At 43.8% G+C, this 17,678-nt stretch carries 18 protein-coding genes; 13 read left to right on the top strand and 5 right to left on the bottom strand.

Annotated elements, in window-relative coordinates; translation table 11 throughout:
- Positions 1-74: 74 nt before the first annotated feature.
- Together Q0V21_RS10580 and Q0V21_RS10575 are read right to left on the bottom strand one after the other, a co-directional pair.
- A complete protein-coding gene (locus tag Q0V21_RS10580) occupies positions 75-338 on the bottom strand; it encodes a hypothetical protein (RefSeq protein ID WP_079344343.1) in 264 nt (87 codons plus the stop codon).
- 382 nt (positions 339-720) lie between these two features.
- Complete coding sequence (locus tag Q0V21_RS10575) at positions 721-849, bottom strand: DUF4023 family protein (RefSeq protein ID WP_036664828.1); 129 nt, start codon at positions 847-849, stop codon at positions 721-723.
- Between the two features lie 208 nt (positions 850-1,057).
- Between Q0V21_RS10575 and Q0V21_RS10570 the strand changes: the two genes are divergently transcribed.
- From Q0V21_RS10570 to Q0V21_RS10555, 4 genes are all read left to right on the top strand, one after another.
- Entirely contained in the window at positions 1,058-1,816 is a 759-nt protein-coding gene (locus Q0V21_RS10570; protein ID WP_079344345.1) for a TrmB family transcriptional regulator, read from the top strand.
- A gap of 105 nt (positions 1,817-1,921) precedes the next feature.
- Positions 1,922-3,085 carry an MFS transporter gene (locus Q0V21_RS10565; protein WP_079344346.1) on the top strand — a complete coding sequence of 388 codons (1,164 nt, stop codon included), beginning with the start codon at positions 1,922-1,924 and terminating at the stop codon, positions 3,083-3,085.
- 190 nt (positions 3,086-3,275) lie between these two features.
- On the top strand, positions 3,276-3,863 hold the full coding sequence (locus Q0V21_RS10560) for a sugar O-acetyltransferase (protein ID WP_301878805.1): 588 nt from the start codon (positions 3,276-3,278) through the stop codon (positions 3,861-3,863).
- 117 nt (positions 3,864-3,980) lie between these two features.
- Positions 3,981-4,985: an ROK family protein gene (locus Q0V21_RS10555; RefSeq protein WP_301878804.1), complete on the top strand. Its 1,005-nt coding sequence runs from the start codon at positions 3,981-3,983 to the stop codon at positions 4,983-4,985.
- A 127-nt stretch (positions 4,986-5,112) separates the two neighbouring features.
- On the opposite strand, the gene Q0V21_RS10550 is transcribed toward Q0V21_RS10555, so the two are convergent.
- A complete protein-coding gene (locus Q0V21_RS10550) occupies positions 5,113-6,546 on the bottom strand; it encodes a glycoside hydrolase family 1 protein (RefSeq protein ID WP_301878803.1) in 1,434 nt (477 codons plus the stop codon).
- A gap of 165 nt (positions 6,547-6,711) precedes the next feature.
- Between Q0V21_RS10550 and Q0V21_RS10545 the strand changes: the two genes are divergently transcribed.
- The 3 genes from Q0V21_RS10545 to Q0V21_RS10535 all read left to right on the top strand — a co-directional run bounded on the left by Q0V21_RS10545 (position 6,712) and on the right by Q0V21_RS10535 (position 9,435).
- A complete protein-coding gene (locus Q0V21_RS10545) occupies positions 6,712-7,680 on the top strand; it encodes a LacI family DNA-binding transcriptional regulator (RefSeq protein WP_079344350.1) in 969 nt (322 codons plus the stop codon).
- 79 nt (positions 7,681-7,759) lie between these two features.
- Complete coding sequence (locus Q0V21_RS10540) at positions 7,760-8,968, top strand: macrolide family glycosyltransferase (RefSeq protein ID WP_301878801.1); 1,209 nt, start codon at positions 7,760-7,762, stop codon at positions 8,966-8,968.
- A 173-nt stretch (positions 8,969-9,141) separates the two neighbouring features.
- The gene (locus Q0V21_RS10535; protein ID WP_301878800.1) at positions 9,142-9,435 is read left to right on the top strand and encodes a DUF3817 domain-containing protein; all 294 of its coding nucleotides are present in this window, start codon (positions 9,142-9,144) and stop codon (positions 9,433-9,435) included.
- A 121-nt stretch (positions 9,436-9,556) separates the two neighbouring features.
- Here the strand turns inward: Q0V21_RS10535 and Q0V21_RS10530 are convergent, their stop codons facing one another.
- Positions 9,557-9,694 (bottom strand): hypothetical protein, encoded by a 138-nt coding sequence (locus Q0V21_RS10530; RefSeq protein WP_161634258.1) that lies wholly within the window; start codon positions 9,692-9,694, stop codon positions 9,557-9,559.
- A 168-nt stretch (positions 9,695-9,862) separates the two neighbouring features.
- On the opposite strand from Q0V21_RS10530, the gene Q0V21_RS10525 reads away from it, so the two are divergent.
- From Q0V21_RS10525 to Q0V21_RS10500, 6 genes are all read left to right on the top strand, one after another.
- Complete coding sequence (locus Q0V21_RS10525; RefSeq protein ID WP_301878799.1) at positions 9,863-10,195, top strand: thioredoxin family protein; 333 nt, start codon at positions 9,863-9,865, stop codon at positions 10,193-10,195.
- Between the two features lie 75 nt (positions 10,196-10,270).
- Positions 10,271-11,293: a LacI family DNA-binding transcriptional regulator gene (locus Q0V21_RS10520; protein ID WP_079344353.1), complete on the top strand. Its 1,023-nt coding sequence runs from the start codon at positions 10,271-10,273 to the stop codon at positions 11,291-11,293.
- 118 nt (positions 11,294-11,411) lie between these two features.
- Positions 11,412-12,401: an ABC transporter permease gene (locus Q0V21_RS10515; RefSeq protein ID WP_024628363.1), complete on the top strand. Its 990-nt coding sequence runs from the start codon at positions 11,412-11,414 to the stop codon at positions 12,399-12,401.
- A 15-nt stretch (positions 12,402-12,416) separates the two neighbouring features.
- The gene (locus Q0V21_RS10510; RefSeq protein WP_079344354.1) at positions 12,417-13,304 is read left to right on the top strand and encodes a carbohydrate ABC transporter permease; all 888 of its coding nucleotides are present in this window, start codon (positions 12,417-12,419) and stop codon (positions 13,302-13,304) included.
- 90 nt (positions 13,305-13,394) lie between these two features.
- Positions 13,395-15,038, top strand: a complete 1,644-nt coding sequence (locus tag Q0V21_RS10505) for a type 2 periplasmic-binding domain-containing protein (RefSeq protein ID WP_079344355.1) — start codon at positions 13,395-13,397, stop codon at positions 15,036-15,038.
- A gap of 22 nt (positions 15,039-15,060) precedes the next feature.
- Positions 15,061-16,410: a glycoside hydrolase family 30 protein gene (locus Q0V21_RS10500; RefSeq protein WP_079344356.1), complete on the top strand. Its 1,350-nt coding sequence runs from the start codon at positions 15,061-15,063 to the stop codon at positions 16,408-16,410.
- Positions 16,411-16,726: 316 nt separating this feature from the next.
- Here the strand turns inward: Q0V21_RS10500 and Q0V21_RS10495 are convergent, their stop codons facing one another.
- Entirely contained in the window at positions 16,727-17,569 is an 843-nt protein-coding gene (locus Q0V21_RS10495; RefSeq protein ID WP_301879537.1) for an AraC family transcriptional regulator, read from the bottom strand.
- Between the last annotated feature and the right edge of the window lie 109 nt (positions 17,570-17,678).

Genomic DNA, 17,678 nt, shown 5'->3' with positions numbered 1-17,678 from the left:
TCGAATCAGCCGTTCATTTCTTAAATAACAAACAGGTGCGCTTCCGAGTTGAAGGAACGCACCTGTTTATTTGTTTATGCTCTGCGTTTTAACAATAATACGCCACTGATATTTGATGTTTTTTTACGATATACCACTTTAAAGCCGATATCATTGTCCAGCAAACAGTTTAAGGCATTGATCAGCAATGCACCAGGTACCAGTGTGAAGGTACAAGGGGAAGTGTTTCCGATCACACGCACACTTTTGATTCTGCGCGGTGAACCGGGAACGAGTGGATTTCTGGACCAATAGATTAATACCAAATCCGGTTGTGGAACAGCTTTTACAGCAGCCATCCTCATCATCTCTTTTCTATTAAATTTCTTTATAGTAAATGAAAAGTAGATGAGGAAGGTGCTAGACAAAAGACGCTATGTTTGAGAAATGGGGCAATGATCAAGTTGCCAATAAGGAAAATCCCATGCGATATTACATTAAATGCCTTTCTTCGGGATAATAACGGAACAGAGATGTCTTCCAACGAAGGGGTTAAAATATCGGATGACAGCAACTCGCTAAAAGTGGGGGATCATGGGCCTAGATCGTTTGATAACTTTGGGCCGCCGCTGAATCACAGATTGTTGAAACAGGATCTCTTCCCAGAGATCCTGTTTGTTGTGCCGGAACAAAGAGGAGCATAGTATATCCACTCTTTCATCCCAGCAGTTCATGTAGGCCCTACTTATTTGTGCTGTGCTGCTTCGCTGGCAATTTATCTGTTGGTGTTCCCTTGCCATTGTTTTTGTTATGACGCGCTTTCTCGGCATTTTCGTTTACCTTCTTCACAAAATCATGGGTGCTTTCCATGTTTGAGGATACCTCCTTTAAAATTAAAATGTGCAGCCTGGATCTTAATATAACCACGGAGAGATCATTATATTTTGGAAGCTCAATCTCGACTTCATTTCACAAAATTAGCCATGACAGAGGTCTGCGGGATAAACTGGACATGCAAAGGTAAGGCGTCTACACTGTATAGAAAGATACAAACAAGAAGGGACGGGCCGATCGGACCATGTTGCAGAAATTTGGTTTTACACAATATGAAAGTCAGGTATACGAGGCTATATTTGCGCAGGACCAACCACTGGATGCTACATCCATCGTCAATTCCTCCAATGTGCCCAAGGCCAAAATATACGAAGTGCTTAATCGGCTTATTGATAAGGGAACAGTCCTAACAACGATGCATGGGAAGAAGAAATTGTATATGGCGGTTGATCTTCAGTCCATTATCCTCAAAATAAGGGCCGACTTTGAGAAGGATATTGAGGAGTTGAAGACTTATAAAATCAAACGTACATTCACGGATGAGCATATCTGGACATTGAAGGACGCATCATCCATTGCATCAAATATTGAACAGCTTATTGAAGAAGCCGACTCATCCATTCTTTTTCTGGCCTGGAACGAGCAAATGGACCAATACCGGGAGCTTTTGGAGCAGAAAGAGGTAGAAGGGGTACATGTAGAGGTTCTGGCTGTGGGAGGATTACAATCCTCTCTAACGCATAAATATTCGTTAATTCCCATGCTTGAGGACAGTAAACTTGAACCTTCGCAATTGATCATTGTGGATTATGCCTATCTTTTGTTTGCTGGTATTGAGCATGACTCATGGAAGGCCATCAAGACGACATCCAAACCAATTGTTAAAGCAATGACGGATTATTTCTATCATGACGTCGCTCTTACTCAAATTACCAAAAAATATGGTGACCAGCTGCTTCAGGACGAAGAAATTGCACGTCTGCTGGCGCGTTTAATTTATTGAACCATGTATGGAAAAGCTATTCTTTCGGAGAATGGCTTTTTTGTATTGAAATCTTTTCTTCGTTGGGTTACTATCGTAGTTGTAACTTTCGAGGAGGATTCAAAAATGAACAAAAAAGTATATGTCCTTGCAATCGCGGCTTTTGTGGTTGGCACCGTTGAACTCATTTTAGGCGGGATTCTGGACTTGATTGCGACAGATCTTCATCTAACCCTGGCAAAAGCCGGGTATTTAATCTCCATCTTTTCGCTTGTCTATGCGATATCTGCGCCTATTTTGCTAAATATGACGGCCAGATTTGAGCGTAAAAAAGTATACATGTGTACTTTATTCGTTTTTTTGATTAGCAATCTGATCTCTGCATTCAGTGCCAACTTCTATATCCTCATGGCTGGAAGAGCACTGGGAGCCGCAACGGGCTCACTAATTTTTGTCCTGTCTCTGACGCTTGCAGCTCGCATTGTGGAGCCTCAGTATAAAGGGCGTGCCGTGGGAATAATTACGATGGGAGGAAGTGCTTCACTGATTTTGGGTGTACCTATCGGAATCTTTGTGGGTAACCTCGCCGGATGGCGTGAAGTGTTTATGTTGATTGCAATTCTGACTGCAGTAGTTATGGTTGCCATCGGCATTGCCATGGAACGTGTGCAGCCGATTCCAGCCGTATCATTGAAGAAGCAGCTAGCTGCTCTATGGAATCCAAAAATGCTGGCGATCCATGTTACAACATTACTTGTGCTCGCAGGGCATTTGACGTTATATGCGTATTTCACACCATTTCTCCAGGAATCGCTGGGAGCCAGCTCAACAATGGTCACCTTTATATATATGATGTTTGGTATTGCAGCTGTGGCAGGGGGAGGAATCGGCGGTATATTATCAGATCGTCTGCACCCGGCCAAAGCCATTGTTATCGTGCTGATACCCTTTATCGTGAGCATGGCGGTTATTCCATTTAGTACCGGACTGCCTTTGATTGCTTTCTTGATCTTGCTAAGTATCTGGAGTGCGTTAAGCTGGACGGTTACCCCGGTACAGAATAGTCTGATTATCAAAACATCACCGGCAACGGCTGAAACGTTAATTAGCACCAATTCGGGGATTGCACATGCTGGCATTGCTCTGGGAACCTATATTGGTGGGGTGGTTATCGAGCATTCGTCCATTATGTATACCGGATGGGTAGGATCTGTTTTGATCCTGATGGGTCTTGTGTCAGCCGTTTATGCAATTAGTCGTAAGGAGCAAACGGTTCAGGCGGCTGGATAAAGCCAATCTCTCCAGTGGATTTTGTGAAAGAACTTGATTTATTTACGTTATTTCATATAATCATTATAGCTTTATAAAGTATCTTAATTTATTATATCGTACTTCTTGTCCTTGAATTCATTTAAGCGGATAACAGGTGCAGAGTACGGAAAACGAGTGGCAGAAGAGCTAGCTGGAGGCACAGGAATTCATGACAGAAAAAGAGAAATCACAACTGGGACTGCTGTATAATGCGAATTACGACAAAGAATTGATCGATGAGCGTTTGTACGCGAAGGGGCTTTGTTACGAGTATAATCAGCTTCACCCAGGCAAGACCACCGAGAGAGAAGCGTTGCTCAAAACATTGCTTGGTAAAACGACGGATCGTTTCCTGATCGAGCAGCCGTTTGTATGTGACTACGGCTATAACATTGAAATTGGTGAGAATTTCTACAGTAATCATAATATCGTTATGCTGGATGGAGCCAAAATCAGTTTTGGTGACAACGTTTTTGTTGCTCCGAATTCTGGATTCTATACTGCCGGTCACCCTTATGATGTAGAACAGCGTAACGAAGGTCTAGAGATTGTAGGTCCCATCACAGTGGGCAACAATGTATGGATCGGGGGCGGCGTGACTGTTCTTGCGGGTGTGACTATTGGAGATAACACAATTATTGGGGCAGGCAGTGTAGTCACGAAAGACATTCCTTCTGATGTAATCGCTGCGGGTAATCCGTGCAGAGTTATTCGCAAAATAACGGAAGCAGACAAAATGAAGTACAGCAGAGGTTAATCACCAAGTGTATATCAACCTTCAGGATGCCCGATGTTTTTCATCGGGTGTTTTTAAACCCTATGGAGATATTGTATAGTTACTACATCGAATAAGAAACTTTGGAGGAGGGTGCTTGTGAAAATAGCGAATGCGTATTTGATGAAAGAAATTAATATAAACCATGTACGCCAGGTCATGAAACGGGTGGAAACAGCCACCAAACCTCAACTGGCCTCCTTGACCAAGCTCAGTGTAGTAACCGTCAATTCACTGGTAAAAGAGTTATGTGATCTGGGTGAGCTGTTTGAGGATGAGACAGTTCCATCCAATGGGGGAAGACCGGCACTAACCTACCGATATAATTATGATTTCAGCTTGGCTTTGGTCATGTACATCAACGATAAGCAGGGGCAGGATCTGATCACGGCCACTGTCATTAACCTAGAGGATCGTATGGTGTTCAGAGAAGAATATACGATGCCAACCTTTGATCAGAAACACTTCTATGAAATTATTGAAAACGTGCTGGCTCAGCATGCTTCCATTAAAGTGATCGGTATCGGTATTCCGGGGCAAACCGTGAATGGGAAAATTATGGTGAGCAGTCACCAACAGCTAGAAGGTATACGCATGATTGAAGATCTTGAAGCGCAGTTCGGATTACCAGTGATGGTGGAAAATGATGTGAATGCTGCAATCAGCGGATATTGCGCCAAACAGGAGCTAGACGAAGATCACTGTGTCATTGGGATCTATTTTCCAACCAAATATCCTCCGGGCATGGGCATTTATCTGGATGGCAAAGTGATCAAAGGAAAACTTGGCATGGCGGGGGAAGTAAAGTACCTCCCAATGGGAATGGATTGGTATTCCTCAGTGGCAAAGGAAACGTTTATTGAAACGGTATGCAAAATGATTCAAACGGTCAATGCGATTCTTGCACCAGATAAAATTGTGATATACCAGAAGATAGTTGAAGAAGAAGCGATTGTTCAAGCATGGGAAATGTATCAAACTGAGCTATCAATGCCATCTTATCCTGACATTATTCTGATCGATTCTTTCCAGGCAGATTTTGAAGCAGGAATGCGGTGGTTAACGTTGAAATCACTGGAACCGACCCTGGTCCAATTCAATTGAATCTATGGTATGAATGAATAAAAATCCCCCAGCAGAAAACAATACAAAACATGGTGTACCCAATGCTTGTCCGTATGTTCTGCTGGGGGCGAGCAGGAATGCACCTGCTTGCAATGATAGTAATTTTTTAACGTTTTAGGCTCTTACCATTACTGCTGATGATATCTTTGTACCAGTGGAACGACTTTTTGCGATACCGTTCGAGTGTTCCTGAACCATCGTCATGGCGGTCAACATAGATGTAACCATAGCGTTTTTTCAATTGTGCAGAAGATGCACTGACCACATCAATACATCCCCAGGATGTATATCCCATAACTTCAACGCCGTCTTCAATGGCTTCCCCGACCTGAACAAGATGATCATTCAGATACTGAATACGGTAGTCATCTTCCACTGTCTTCTCACCATTAGATCCGGTAATAAGTTCGTCCACAGCTCCCAAACCATTTTCCACAATAAAGAGTGGTTTCTGATAACGGTCATAGAACATGTTCAGAACATAGCGAAGTCCTTGCGGATCGATCTGCCATCCCCACTCACTTGCAGGCAAGTAAGGGTTAGGTATACCGCCAAGCAGATTACCTTCACCCGCAACTTGTTTGTCCGGATCAGCCGTTTGACAGATACTCATGTAATAGCTGAAGGAAATAAAGTCAACGGTATGCAGCAGCATGTCTTCGTCGCCATCTTCCATTTGAATCTGGATTCCATTTTCCCGGAAATAACGTTTCATGTATCCTGGATAACGGCCTCTTACATGCACATCTCCGAAGAAATAATTGCTATGTTCGAATTCCATTACTTTAATCATGTCATCCGGATTCGGTGTGAGCGGATAAGTCGGCATACTGAGCATCATACAGCCAATCTGCGCACCTGGAATGATCTCATGACAGAGCTTCACAGCAGAAGCACTGGCTACAAACTCATGGTGTATTGCCTGATAAAGATCCTGCTTGCTGAGCTTCTCTTTCGGTGTATAGATGCCACCACTCATGAATGGTGCTTCCAGAATGGAATTGATTTCGTTGAATGTGAGCCAGTATTTTACTTTATTTTGATAACGTTTGAATACGGTAGTCACATAGCGCTCGTAGAAACCAATCATCTTCCGATTGACCCAGCCGTCATATTCCTTGGAAAGATGCAGGGGTGTCTCATAATGAGAAAGTGTGACCAGTGGTTCAATTCCGTATTGAAGACATTCGTCAAAGAGATCATCATAGAATTGAAGACCTTCTTCATTAGGTTCCAACTCATCGCCCTTAGGGAAGATGCGGGACCAGGCGATGGAAGTACGGAATACCTTGAAACCCATCTCGGCGAACAGCTTCACATCTTCTTTGTAACGATGATATAAGTCAATTCCGATCAGTTTCATGTTATCTTCAGTAGGTTCTTCAGTAATCGGACCCATGATACCTTTAGGTGCGACATCCTGGGTGGACAATCCTTTGCCACCTTGATTATATGCGCCTTCTGCCTGGTTGGCCGCAATGGCACCACCCCACAGGAAGTTTTTGGGGAAATTGAATGATGGATGTAGAGAATGACTCATACATATCGCTCCTATCGTTATGAATTCATTGTGGATGTTACATACAGCAGCACTGCATAAAAAAGCTTAAACGTTGGAACGGGTTACACGTCAAGTTTTACTTTTTATATATTCTGAGGCAAACTGTAATTCATCATAGAAAGTCAGCAAGAAAGGAGACTTCATGTGTCCAAGTTCGATGAAATTATGAAGCAGTCTGGCTACTCGAAGGCTACGGTGTCCAGAGTGATTAATCATTCACCGCATGTGAGTGACGAGGCCCGGCAGAAAATAACGGAAATCATGAAACAGCTCAACTATATACCGAATCGAAATGCCGTTTCGTTATCCACCGGACAGACGAAACAAATTGGGATTGTCACATCCGCAACCAACGAGATTATTCTTACGTTCATGAATCAATTCATTGATACCGCGATGGATTATGGATTTCAGACCTTGATTTATACTTCGCGTGGAGATAAGGAAATTGAATTGCAGGCGTTCGAGGATCTGCGGAGTAAACGGGTGGATGGACTCGTAATTATGACCTGTGTCAATCATCCCGACAAGCTGAAAGCCTATTGCGAATATGGTCCGATTGTATCCTGGCAGCGGATGGGAAATGACGAAATTCCGTCAGTGGCCATGGATCAGGCGCATGGCTACAGGCTGGCACTTGAGCATTTGGTTTCCAAAGGGTATACACGTATTGCGAATGCCTTTGGCAGAGCAGAAAGCCTGAATACCCAGAGCCGGCGGTTAGCCTATGAATCATTTATGGCAGATAAGGGTCTGCCTGTATGGCGTGAAGCCTATCAATATTCAGTGTTTAGCTCATCTGATGGAGAAGAAGCGATGCGAAGAATGGCGAGTCGGCCAGAACTTCCTCAAGCCGTGTTATGTTCGAATGATTATGCAGCGATTGGAATTTGGTCTGAGGCACGCAAAAAGAATATACGGGTTCCCGAACAACTTGCCATTGTTGGTTTCGATGACATTGAGCTGTCCCGGGTTCTTGGGATAACAACTATACATAATCCGATTGCAGAACAGGCTACGCAGGCCTTTCATCGATTATGGGCCGTCCTTGGCAAGCAGGAGTTACAGGCTCAGCAGCTGGAATTTCAGCTGATTGAGCGTTCAACTACCTAAATGCGGGGGAAAGGACGTACTCGTTTGCAAATTTTTACAATGTTCAGGAGAACAGCAGTATACCGAAGGAGTGGTCGAAATGGCGCGGGTATTATTCATTAATGGTGGATCAGAGGGACATGTCAATCCAACGATCGGGGTAGTGCAAGAGCTGGTTTCATACGGAGAAGAGGTTGTGTACTTTACGATAGAAGCGTATCGGGAACGTATGGAGAAGACGGGTGCTATAGTCCGAACCTTTGACGATCAAAAATTCATTAAAGCCTTTATTTCAGGTGGCAGAGATTATTTGCTTGAACGGGTTAACGGTCTTTTGCTTACGGCAGATATCGTCATTCCGAGCGTGCTTGAACAGATCAAGGGTGAACATTTTGACTACATTATCCATGATTCCATGTTTGGCTGCGGACGCTTGCTTGCGCAAATTTTGAAGCTTCCTGCAATTAATTCATGTACTTCATTTGCACAGACCGAAGAATCATTCAATCATTTGATGCAACAATTTCACTTCAACGTTCCTCCGGAAATCGTCCAACCTATAAATGATAAATTCCATAGCTTGACGATCAGGTTACAGGAAAAATATGAAGTGGAGCTTCCTTCTCCCTACGAAGTGTTTTGCAATCCCGCACCGCTTACCATCGTATATACAACAAGGGAATTCCAGCCTGATGGAGAAGCATTTGACCACACGTATCAATTTGTAGGACCATCCATCTTTTCGCGATTAACGCATGAAGAATTCGACCTGGCAGCAATTAAAGGGAAAAGACCGATTTACATCTCACTGGGTACAATTTTTAACCAAGCCCTTGATTTCTATAAGCTTTGTTTTGAAGTCTTTGGGAATACCAATGATACCATTGTCATGTCTGTAGGGGAGAAAACACCAATGGCTGATTTGGGAGCAATCCCGGGAAATTTCATCGTTAAACGTTATGTTCCACAAATGGATGTGTTGCAGTCTGAAAAATTATTCATTACACACGGCGGGATGAACAGTACGAATGAAGCACTATATTTCGGGGTTCCCCTAATTATACTTCCTCAAAGCGCGGATCAGCCGATCATTGCTGAGCAGGTGGCCAGTAGGGGAGCCGGCATCCGTTTATCTATGCAAACGTTGACTGCCCGTCAGCTGCGTGAAGCGGTAGATCAAGTGTTAAACGTCTCTGCTTTCAAGACAGCTGCTGCAAATATCAGGGAGTCCTTTCAAAAATCAGGCGGTTATCATTGCGCTGTTGATGCGATTTTTGAATTTAAAAGTCAATATCTCACTCACGGGTAGTTCAGTCATCAATTATTCAAAATTGAAGCATTTTTGAACCGGAACCATGCGGTATACTGAACAAGAAGTTTCAAGAAGCTGCATCATTACATACGATGCAGCTTCAACTTGAAGTATCTTGTAACAAGTTACATATTTCACAAACTAACCGCTGGAAAGGTGAGATAGAACAGGTGAAGACAGTGACAGGTCGATTCAGAATTGCAGGCATATGGGAAGGGGTATCGTTGCTGCTGTTGATTTTTATAGCCATGCCGCTAAAATATTTTGCCGATATATCTTCCCCGGTAACCATTATGGGCATGATTCACGGCATTCTTTTTCCGCTATATCTGATTGCACTTGTGCATTTGGCTGTTGTGAAGAAATGGAAAGCTTCACGCTGGTTCATGGGATTGGTAGCCGGCTTGTTGCCTTTTGGAACATTTGTATTCGAATCCTATCTTCGCAAGAGAGACTGGACGTAAGAATCGATGAAAAGAACAATAACAGCAGGCGACCAACTCCGGAAGTTATCCGAACTGGTCGCCTGCTGTTTCTGTGCAACATCTTTTTTTGAAAGAGTGTTTTTGGAAAAGTGTGTATTGTTTATTTTACCGTGCCTTGTTGCCGATCGGATTGCAGGCTGACTCCAATATCGCCAGCGGCATCCGACACGGGTGCATAAGCGGAGAAGGAGGACACGACAATCAGGGCAGTGAACAGAAATAGAACTGATTTTTTCATTGAATAACCTCTTTTCATTTGGGGTGATCTTCCATTTTATTGTAATTCAGGCAGGCTGTATTTGAAAGAAAATGTTTAAATTTAGATACGTACACATTTTGTACCGGATAAACATGCATGATAAACTATAGCTTAGCTAAAACCGCCAACAGCGGAAGGGAGTCCACTATGAAAAAACACAGTGAGTTAACATCCATAGAAATGGTAGACGAGTTTCTTCAACAAAATGAATTGGTTTTTTTGTACGTATCTCGACCGGAGTGCAGTGTATGTCACGCCTTACTTCCTAAAATCAGGGAACTGCTTGAGGCGTACCCTATGGTATACCTGGGACACGTCGACGCGAACCATGTGGAAGAGGTGGCGTCGAGGTTTTTAATTTTTACAGTCCCGACAATGATCATGTTTGTAGAGCAAAAAGAATATATTCGAGCAGATCGTTTTGTACGCTTTGATCGATTGGAAGAGCAGTTGCAACAGATTTATCGGATGTATTCATAAAAGTGTTGTATTGAAAACGGTTTTATGCTAATTTAAAATATATAAAAACGTTTTTATAGCAAAGGAACAAATATTATGGGAAAGATTACAATTAAAGATGTTGCAAGGGAAGCCGGTGTATCCATTTCTACGGTTTCCAACGCCTTGAACGGCGTGGATGTCTTGAACCCGGAGACGAAATCGCATGTCCTGAAGGTAGCAGAGCGTTTAAACTACGTTCCCAACCTGAACGGCAAGCTGCTGAAGTCCGGACAAACCAAAATGCTGGGCTTTTTCACCACAAGTGTGTCGGGTCCGTATTTTTATAAGCTGGTTGAATCCATGTCTCGCGAATGCGATCGTCTGGGTTACGGGCTGAATGTATTTGTGACCAAGGATAAGCAGGTCATTATGAGTAATATTCTGGGACGGCGTGTGGATGGTGTTATCATCTACGAAGAGCTGCGAATTGATGAGCAGGATATTATCGCTATGGAGAAAGACAAGATCAAGGCCGTATTTTTGGATCGGGTCTATCAGAGCGATACGATGGGAAGCGTCATTTTTGACTCCTATGTGGCGGGTTACGAAGCGACCAAGTATTTAATTGGACTGGGTCACAAGAAAATCGCCTATATTTCCGGCGTGGACACTATGTTTGATAGTAATCAGCGTAGAGATGGATATCTGGCCGCTTTGCGTGAATACCAGCTTCCGCTGGATGATGATTACATCCTACAAGGGTATTTTGAGGAAGAGGGCACCTACAGTGCTGTAAAATCTTTTCTTCATCTGCATCCTGCCAAGCTGCCTGATGCTTTTCTTGCAGGAAATGATGTGAGTGCAATTGGCTGCATCCATGCATTGAAGTCGCACGGCTTTGAGGTTCCTCAGGATGTAAGTGTAGTAGGCTTCGATGATATTGATATTGCCCAATATTTTTCCCCGCCATTGAGTACCGTAAGAAATCAGATTGCGAGGCAGGGTATACTGGCGATCAACCACCTGGTTCGCATGATCAAGAAGAAGGAACATGGAGTTTCACAAAAATTGGCGGGTGAACTTATTATACGGGGTTCAAGTCATGTGAAGATCGACCGGAGTGATTATTTAACCTAACGTATTCAATCATTTCCGGTCTTTTTTAAATGATAGAATTGAGATCAGGGGGTTTTTTTGCCGAAAAATAAAAACGTTTTTATGAAGAAATGCTTAAGTTGGAGGGGAGCAAAAGAGCGTGAGTAAATTAGCCGTAGAGACGTCAACCGGTAAAAAGCCTGTAAGGCCGGGAGGAAGGAAACCGATCGGACAAAGAATGAAAGAGTTCGTCATCGATTACCGAAGACAATGGGAAATTCAATCGATGATTATACCCGGCATCATTTTTATGATTATTTTTTGTTACATTCCGATCTATGGATTGACGATTGCCTTCAAAAATTACACCGTCATTGATACACTGTCAAGCGCACCTTGGGTCGGGTTGGAAAATTTCAGAATTATTATGTCAGACAAATACTTTTGGGATGCTGTAGTTAATACGCTGGGGATTAGCTTTTTGAAATTGGGTATTGGATTCGTTATTCCGATTATTCTGGCAATCATGATCTATGAATTAAACAGCGGACGCTTCAAAAAGTTTGTGCAAACGATTTCATATCTGCCTCATTTTCTGTCCTGGATCGTATTGGGCGGTATGTTAATCACCTGGTTCTCAACAACGGGATTATTTAATCAGCTACTGCTCAGCTTGGGAGTCATCTCGCAGCCGCAAAACATTTTGCTGGATGCAGGGAAGTATTGGTGGATTGCAGTCTTATCCGATATTTGGAAAGAGGCCGGTTGGGGAACGATTCTGTATTTGGCGATTATGTCGAAGATTGATCCTACGTATTATGAGGCAGCCAAAATTGATGGTGCAAGCCGTCTCAGACAAATCTGGAATATTACGTTGCCCAACATGAAGTCCATTATTAGCCTTAACCTGATTCTTACTGTAAGCGGTTTACTCGGTTCCAATCTGGACCAGACGCTGGTTCTGATGAACTCGCAGAACCGTGACAAGGCCGAAGTTATCAATTCGTATGTATATCGTATGGGGATGTCACAGGGTGACTTTTCGTATGCTACCGCGGTTGGTCTAGGCGTCTCGATCGTGTCCGTTATTCTACTGGTCACCGCGAACAAAATTACAAGCAAATTAAACGATAATCAATCTGTGCTGTAGAAGGGGGCATCCCGTGTGAATGGAAAGGCGGCTAAAGAAGATCTTGATAGTCGGATCTTTGATACCTTAAATATTATTTTGCTCGTTATTTGTACTGTTGTTATTATAGTCCCGCTCTGGAATGTCATCATCTCTTCTTTTAGCTCAGGCAAAGCTTTGGCGGAAGGCGGGTTCATCTTCTGGTCACCGGAGTTCTCGCTGGAGAATTACAGAGCCGTGTTCAACGATTCGAACATCTGGCAAGCGTTCTTCATCTCGGTTTCCAAAACAACCATCGGCGTTGTTACACACGTGTTCTTCTGTGCCATGGTCGGCTACGGTCTGAGCAAAAAGTACATACGTGGTCGTAAACTGTACGTTGCCATGGGTGTTATCACCATGTTCTTCTCAGGCGGAATGATTCCAACGTATTTATTGATCAAATCACTCGGCCTGCTCAACAGCTTCTGGGTGTACATTATTCCGGCATTGTTCAGCTTTTATGATGTCGTCATTCTGATGAATTTCTTCCGGAATGTCCCGGACTCTCTGGAGGAGTCAGCCAAAATTGATGGTGCAGGGGATTGGCATATTTTCCTGAAAATCTTTATCCCGCTGTCCATGCCAGCCATGGCGACCATCGCACTGTTCAATGGGGTGGGACAGTGGAATGACTTTATGACAACCAAGTTGTACATTACCGATCAGTCTCTGTATCCGCTGCAAATGATGCTGTACGAAATTATCGTTCAGTCCCAGACGCAATCGATGCAAAATATCGGCGGCTCGGCAGTCATTGAAACAACGACTAAAGGGGTACAACTAGCCACGATTGTTATTACCACACTGCCGATCATACTGATCTATCCCGTCCTTCAAAGGTACTTTATATCGGGTATGATGCTGGGAGCGGTCAAGGAGTAAGGTGCATCAAGGTGCATCAAGGTGCATCAAGGTACATTAAAAAATTCGCTCTATTCCATATTTCTCACCTAACTTTAAGGAGGAAACAATATGTTCAAAATGAATAAGGCAGCAGGCAAAAAAGGAGTTAAACTGTGCGCGGCATTGCTGACAGCAGTGATTATGATTACAGGCTGTAGTAGTGGTTCAGGGGGTTCGAGCGAAGGGAACTGGGTTTCCATTGAAGATCGCTATACCGTCGATCCGGAAAAACCAGCCTGGCAGCTGGATAAAAAGGAAGAGGTTACAGACCTGACCTGGTACGTTAATGCGGACTGGTGGAACACGGATTTTGGCAAAGACATTGTGACCAAGAAGATCAAAGAAGACTTAAACATCAACATCAAATTCATTACAGGTGATGATACGAAATTAAACACGTTCTTTGCCGGTGGTGACATGCCTGACCTGCTGACCGTGTTTGACTCCAACTCCCCGGTGGTGCAAAAAGCTGCAACCTGGGCTATGCCGCTGAATGATCTTGCGGAGAAATATGATCCATACTTTAACAAGGTAGCTGCTGCCGACACGCTGAACTGGTTCCAGTTAGCTGATGGCAAGACGTATGGCTATCCAAACTATTCCAATACGCAAGCCGATTATGATAGCGGTAACATTCCGGCCAAAACAGCATTTATCATCCGTAAGGATGTATACGAAGCTATCGGAAGTCCTGTCATGGGAACGCCAGAGGAATTCGAAAGTGTGATGAAACAGATCAAGGAAAAGTTCCCAACGCTGATTCCATTTGGTTTTAACTCCATCGGTGAAGGCACAGGTTCACTCGGAGATGTATTGCAGGATTTCATTGGCGTGCCGCTTGAAACTGCAAATGGAGAATTCTACGATCGCAATCAGGATGAAGATTATCTTACATGGCTGAAGACGTTAAATAAGGTATACAGAGACGGAAACATTAGTGATGACAGCTTTGCTGATGATGGTACGGCCTTTGAGGAAAAAGTAAAATCCGGGAAATATGCAACGATGCTGCTGGATGGAACTCCTCAACAGGGAGGAAATCTGCAAATTTATCTGAGTGCCAATGAAGGCAAAGAGTATGTTGCCATTGATGGACCACAAAGCACCAAGGGCAATGCACCGACACTTAATCAATCCGGTATTACAGGCTGGATGATCAACTTCATCTCCAAGGATGCCAAAGATCCGGCCAAAGCGATTCAAATTTATACGTATCTCCTTAGTGAAGAAGGTCAGCTTCTGATGAACTATGGTATTGAAGGCGAGACGTATCAAAAGAATGCAGATGGTACGGTTGAGCTGCTGCCAGCTGTGAAAGACCTGCAGCTGCACAATGCGGACAAATTCAAGAAGGAATACCGGATGGGTGAATTCATGTTCTTTGGTCATGACCGTCACAAAGCGCTGAGTGCGGATGCTTTCCCGGAAGCTATTAAACAAATGCAAGAGTGGGGCAAAGGAAAGCTGAAACCACACTTCATTCTCGAGAATATTAGTCCGAATCAAGGAACACCTGAAGCACGTGCGTTGTCCGCGATCAACGCCAAGTGGAACTCCACACTGGTAAGCATGGTACGTGCCAAGGATGATGCCTCGTTTGACAATGCACTTGCCGCTTACAAGTCATTCTTGGGTGATAACCGTTGGGATGACATCGTGAAGGTACGTAGTGAGAAGATGAAACTGAATAAAGAGAAATTGGGTATCCAATAAGAGGATTGTGGAGGGAAAGCATATGACGAAATTCAAAATGTACAAATCTACGGGAGAAGATGCATTGTTTGTATCCGTATCCCCAGATCAATTACAACCGCATGACTCCGGTTCGGAGACAACGACAATCCTTCTGGATGATCAGCAAACATATCAGGAGATGGATGGTTTCGGGGCTTCTTTTACCGATTCATCTGCCTATCTGATCAACCAGATCTTAAGCGAAGAGCAGAGAGCTGAAGTCATGACCCGGTTGTTCCATCCCGAGGAAGGCATTGGATTGTCGGTCATTCGTAATCCGATGGGAGCTTCAGACTATGCGAGAACGGTGTACAGCTATAATGATCTGCCAGCAAACCAAACGGACCCGGAATGTTCCGGGTTCAGCATTGCACATGATGAAGCGGATGTTATTCCTTTGACCCAAAAGGCGTTGGAGTTGAATCCGGACCTGAAGCTGTTTGCTTCACCATGGAGCGCCCCGGGCTGGATGAAAACAAGCGGCTCCATGATTACAGGTCAATTAAAGAATGAGTGGTATCCGGCATATGCGGAGTATTTTGTGAAGTATATCCAAGCCTATGCTTCGCATGGATTACCTATCCATGCCGTGACACCACAGAATGAAGCACTTTATGAACCGGGTCATTATCCCGGCATGTTGATGCCAGCAGAAGCACAAGCAGACTTTATCAAGAATCATCTGAAGCCTGCTTTGGTCAGAAATGATATTCAGTCGAAAATCCTCTGTTATGATCACAACTGGGATCGTCCAGATTACCCGCTAACCGTGCTTGAAGAGGCGGGAGAAGAGGTAGATGGAGTGGCTTGGCATTGGTATGGGGGCGATGCCTCGGCTCAAACGAAGGTGTATGAAGCCTTTGCCGGTAAAGAGGTACACTTCACCGAAGGATCAGGTGGGGAGTGGATTCCTCCATTCGAACAGGCCTTCTCCAATGTAATCAGAACAGGTATTGAGATTCTTCGCAATTACAGCAAATCTTTTGTACTCTGGAATATGGCACTTGATGAGAACAACGGCCCTACCGTTCCTGGCTTCGGGAAAAGTACATGTCGTGGCATTGTGAAGGTCAACCAGCAAACTAAAGAGCTTACGTATACTCTCGATTATTATGCTCTGGCTCATTTCAGTGCCTTGATTCGTCCCAAAGCGGTACGTATTGACTCTTCCTACAATGAGGCATCCATTCGTTCTGTAGCCTTCAAAAATACAGATGGTTCGATTGCCGTTGTGCTTTTCAATGACGGAGAAGAGACAGGAAATGTACAGGTTCAGCTAAAAGAAGAGGATCTGTTAAGTTTCCAACTGGAGTCCAAGAGTGCTTTGTCCATTTTGATCAACCAAGAGTAGAGTAATGCAGTGTTCCCCCAGCTCGGCGGGAAGTAGTTCTAACAGGCTGTTTAGATAGTGGATGGCATGGAAAGAAAAGGCGATACGGAGAAAAAATCTCTCTGTATCGCCTTTTTATATTGCGTCCAGTGAGCCTATACTCTTTGGATCGCTAAATTTGGTGTTCCGCTGCTCTCATCAATAAACAGCACATACTGATTCCAGCTGAAATGGTTTGATATAAAACATTGCTACTACAAGGAGGTGGGAACGTAGCGAGTTATGACAATGGAGTTCCCTTTACGGAACCTTTACAGGTGAAAACTTACATAATTCCTCAAGAGGTTATAATCGTTGTTTGTCTGCGATACTCTGTCGGGTTAAGCCCTGTATGCTTTTTGAATTGTCTCGAGAAATAATACAAGTCACTAAACCCGAGGTATTCAGCTATGGCAGTCACCGTGTTTGATGTAGAGGTCAGGAGCTCCTTAGCTTTATCAATTTTTCTGCTAGTTATATAGTGGATGGGTGGAACCCCGAGCTGCTGCTTGAAGAAACGAATAAAATAATTGGGGTGCATATAAGCGATCTGAGCCAGATCCTGAACCGTAATATTCTGTTCGACGTTGGATTCGATATAAGCCAGGATCGCAGACATTTTCTCCATGACAGGCGCATTTACATAAGAAATCTGATTGAGATCCAGATTCATTACATAATAGGAAAGTAACTCCATTAGCTTGCTTTTGGCCATCATGTGAGCATAGACCTCGCCCGATCTGGCATAAGTAAGGATGCTATTAAAGGTTTCCTGAACCAGTCTCGGATCAGCTGGCGCACAAAAGTGCGGGAGCCGTAGAATTTGAAACAGGTTGAGGCCTCCGACTTTGGCGCTGAAATGACACCAGTATTTGAGAAAAGGACGATCACTGATGGCAGAGTAAGACTGTCTTATTCCTTCGGGCATCAAAAACAGTTGGCCAGGTGTTGGGTAATATTCCTGATTTCCAATCTTGAGCCAGCCTTCCCCTTCGCAGATAAAATAGAACTTACTGTAATCAGGTGTGTAATCGAGATCTTTCCAGTCCGTTTCGCACCGATTATAGTTGACCATGAACAATTCAACCTGCAGATTCGATAAGTGGTTCGTGAGCAATGTCCTGTCATTCACAATCTTCATCTCCTTACAAAGGTTAATATTGTCCATCTAAAAGTTAATGCTCTTCATGTCTATCTATGGCTCAAGTCACTACAATACAGGTGAATAGGATAACGGAAGGGTGATATTG

The organism is Paenibacillus sp. 11B, from assembly GCF_030487755.1.
Classification (GTDB): domain Bacteria; phylum Bacillota; class Bacilli; order Paenibacillales; family Paenibacillaceae; genus Paenibacillus; species Paenibacillus vandeheii.
This window is presented reverse-complemented; position numbering and strand designations above follow the sequence as displayed.

Excerpts from the sequence above, each read along its gene's own strand:
- Q0V21_RS10580 (WP_079344343.1), bottom strand. The coding sequence starts at position 338 with ATGGCTGCTGTAAAAGCTGTTCCACAACCGGATTTGGTATTAATCTAT.
- Q0V21_RS10575 (WP_036664828.1), bottom strand. The coding sequence starts at position 849 with ATGGAAAGCACCCATGATTTTGTGAAGAAGGTAAACGAAAATGCCGAG.
- Q0V21_RS10570 (WP_079344345.1), top strand. The coding sequence starts at position 1,058 with ATGTTGCAGAAATTTGGTTTTACACAATATGAAAGTCAGGTATACGAG.
- Q0V21_RS10565 (WP_079344346.1), top strand. The coding sequence starts at position 1,922 with ATGAACAAAAAAGTATATGTCCTTGCAATCGCGGCTTTTGTGGTTGGC.
- Q0V21_RS10560 (WP_301878805.1), top strand. The coding sequence starts at position 3,276 with ATGACAGAAAAAGAGAAATCACAACTGGGACTGCTGTATAATGCGAAT.
- Q0V21_RS10550 (WP_301878803.1), bottom strand. The coding sequence starts at position 6,546 with ATGAGTCATTCTCTACATCCATCATTCAATTTCCCCAAAAACTTCCTG.
- Q0V21_RS10540 (WP_301878801.1), top strand. The coding sequence starts at position 7,760 with ATGGCGCGGGTATTATTCATTAATGGTGGATCAGAGGGACATGTCAAT.
- Q0V21_RS10530 (WP_161634258.1), bottom strand. The coding sequence starts at position 9,694 with ATGAAAAAATCAGTTCTATTTCTGTTCACTGCCCTGATTGTCGTGTCC.
- Q0V21_RS10525 (WP_301878799.1), top strand. The coding sequence starts at position 9,863 with ATGAAAAAACACAGTGAGTTAACATCCATAGAAATGGTAGACGAGTTT.
- Q0V21_RS10520 (WP_079344353.1), top strand. The coding sequence starts at position 10,271 with ATGGGAAAGATTACAATTAAAGATGTTGCAAGGGAAGCCGGTGTATCC.
- Q0V21_RS10505 (WP_079344355.1), top strand. The coding sequence starts at position 13,395 with ATGTTCAAAATGAATAAGGCAGCAGGCAAAAAAGGAGTTAAACTGTGC.
- Q0V21_RS10500 (WP_079344356.1), top strand. The coding sequence starts at position 15,061 with ATGACGAAATTCAAAATGTACAAATCTACGGGAGAAGATGCATTGTTT.
- Q0V21_RS10495 (WP_301879537.1), bottom strand. The coding sequence starts at position 17,569 with ATGAAGATTGTGAATGACAGGACATTGCTCACGAACCACTTATCGAAT.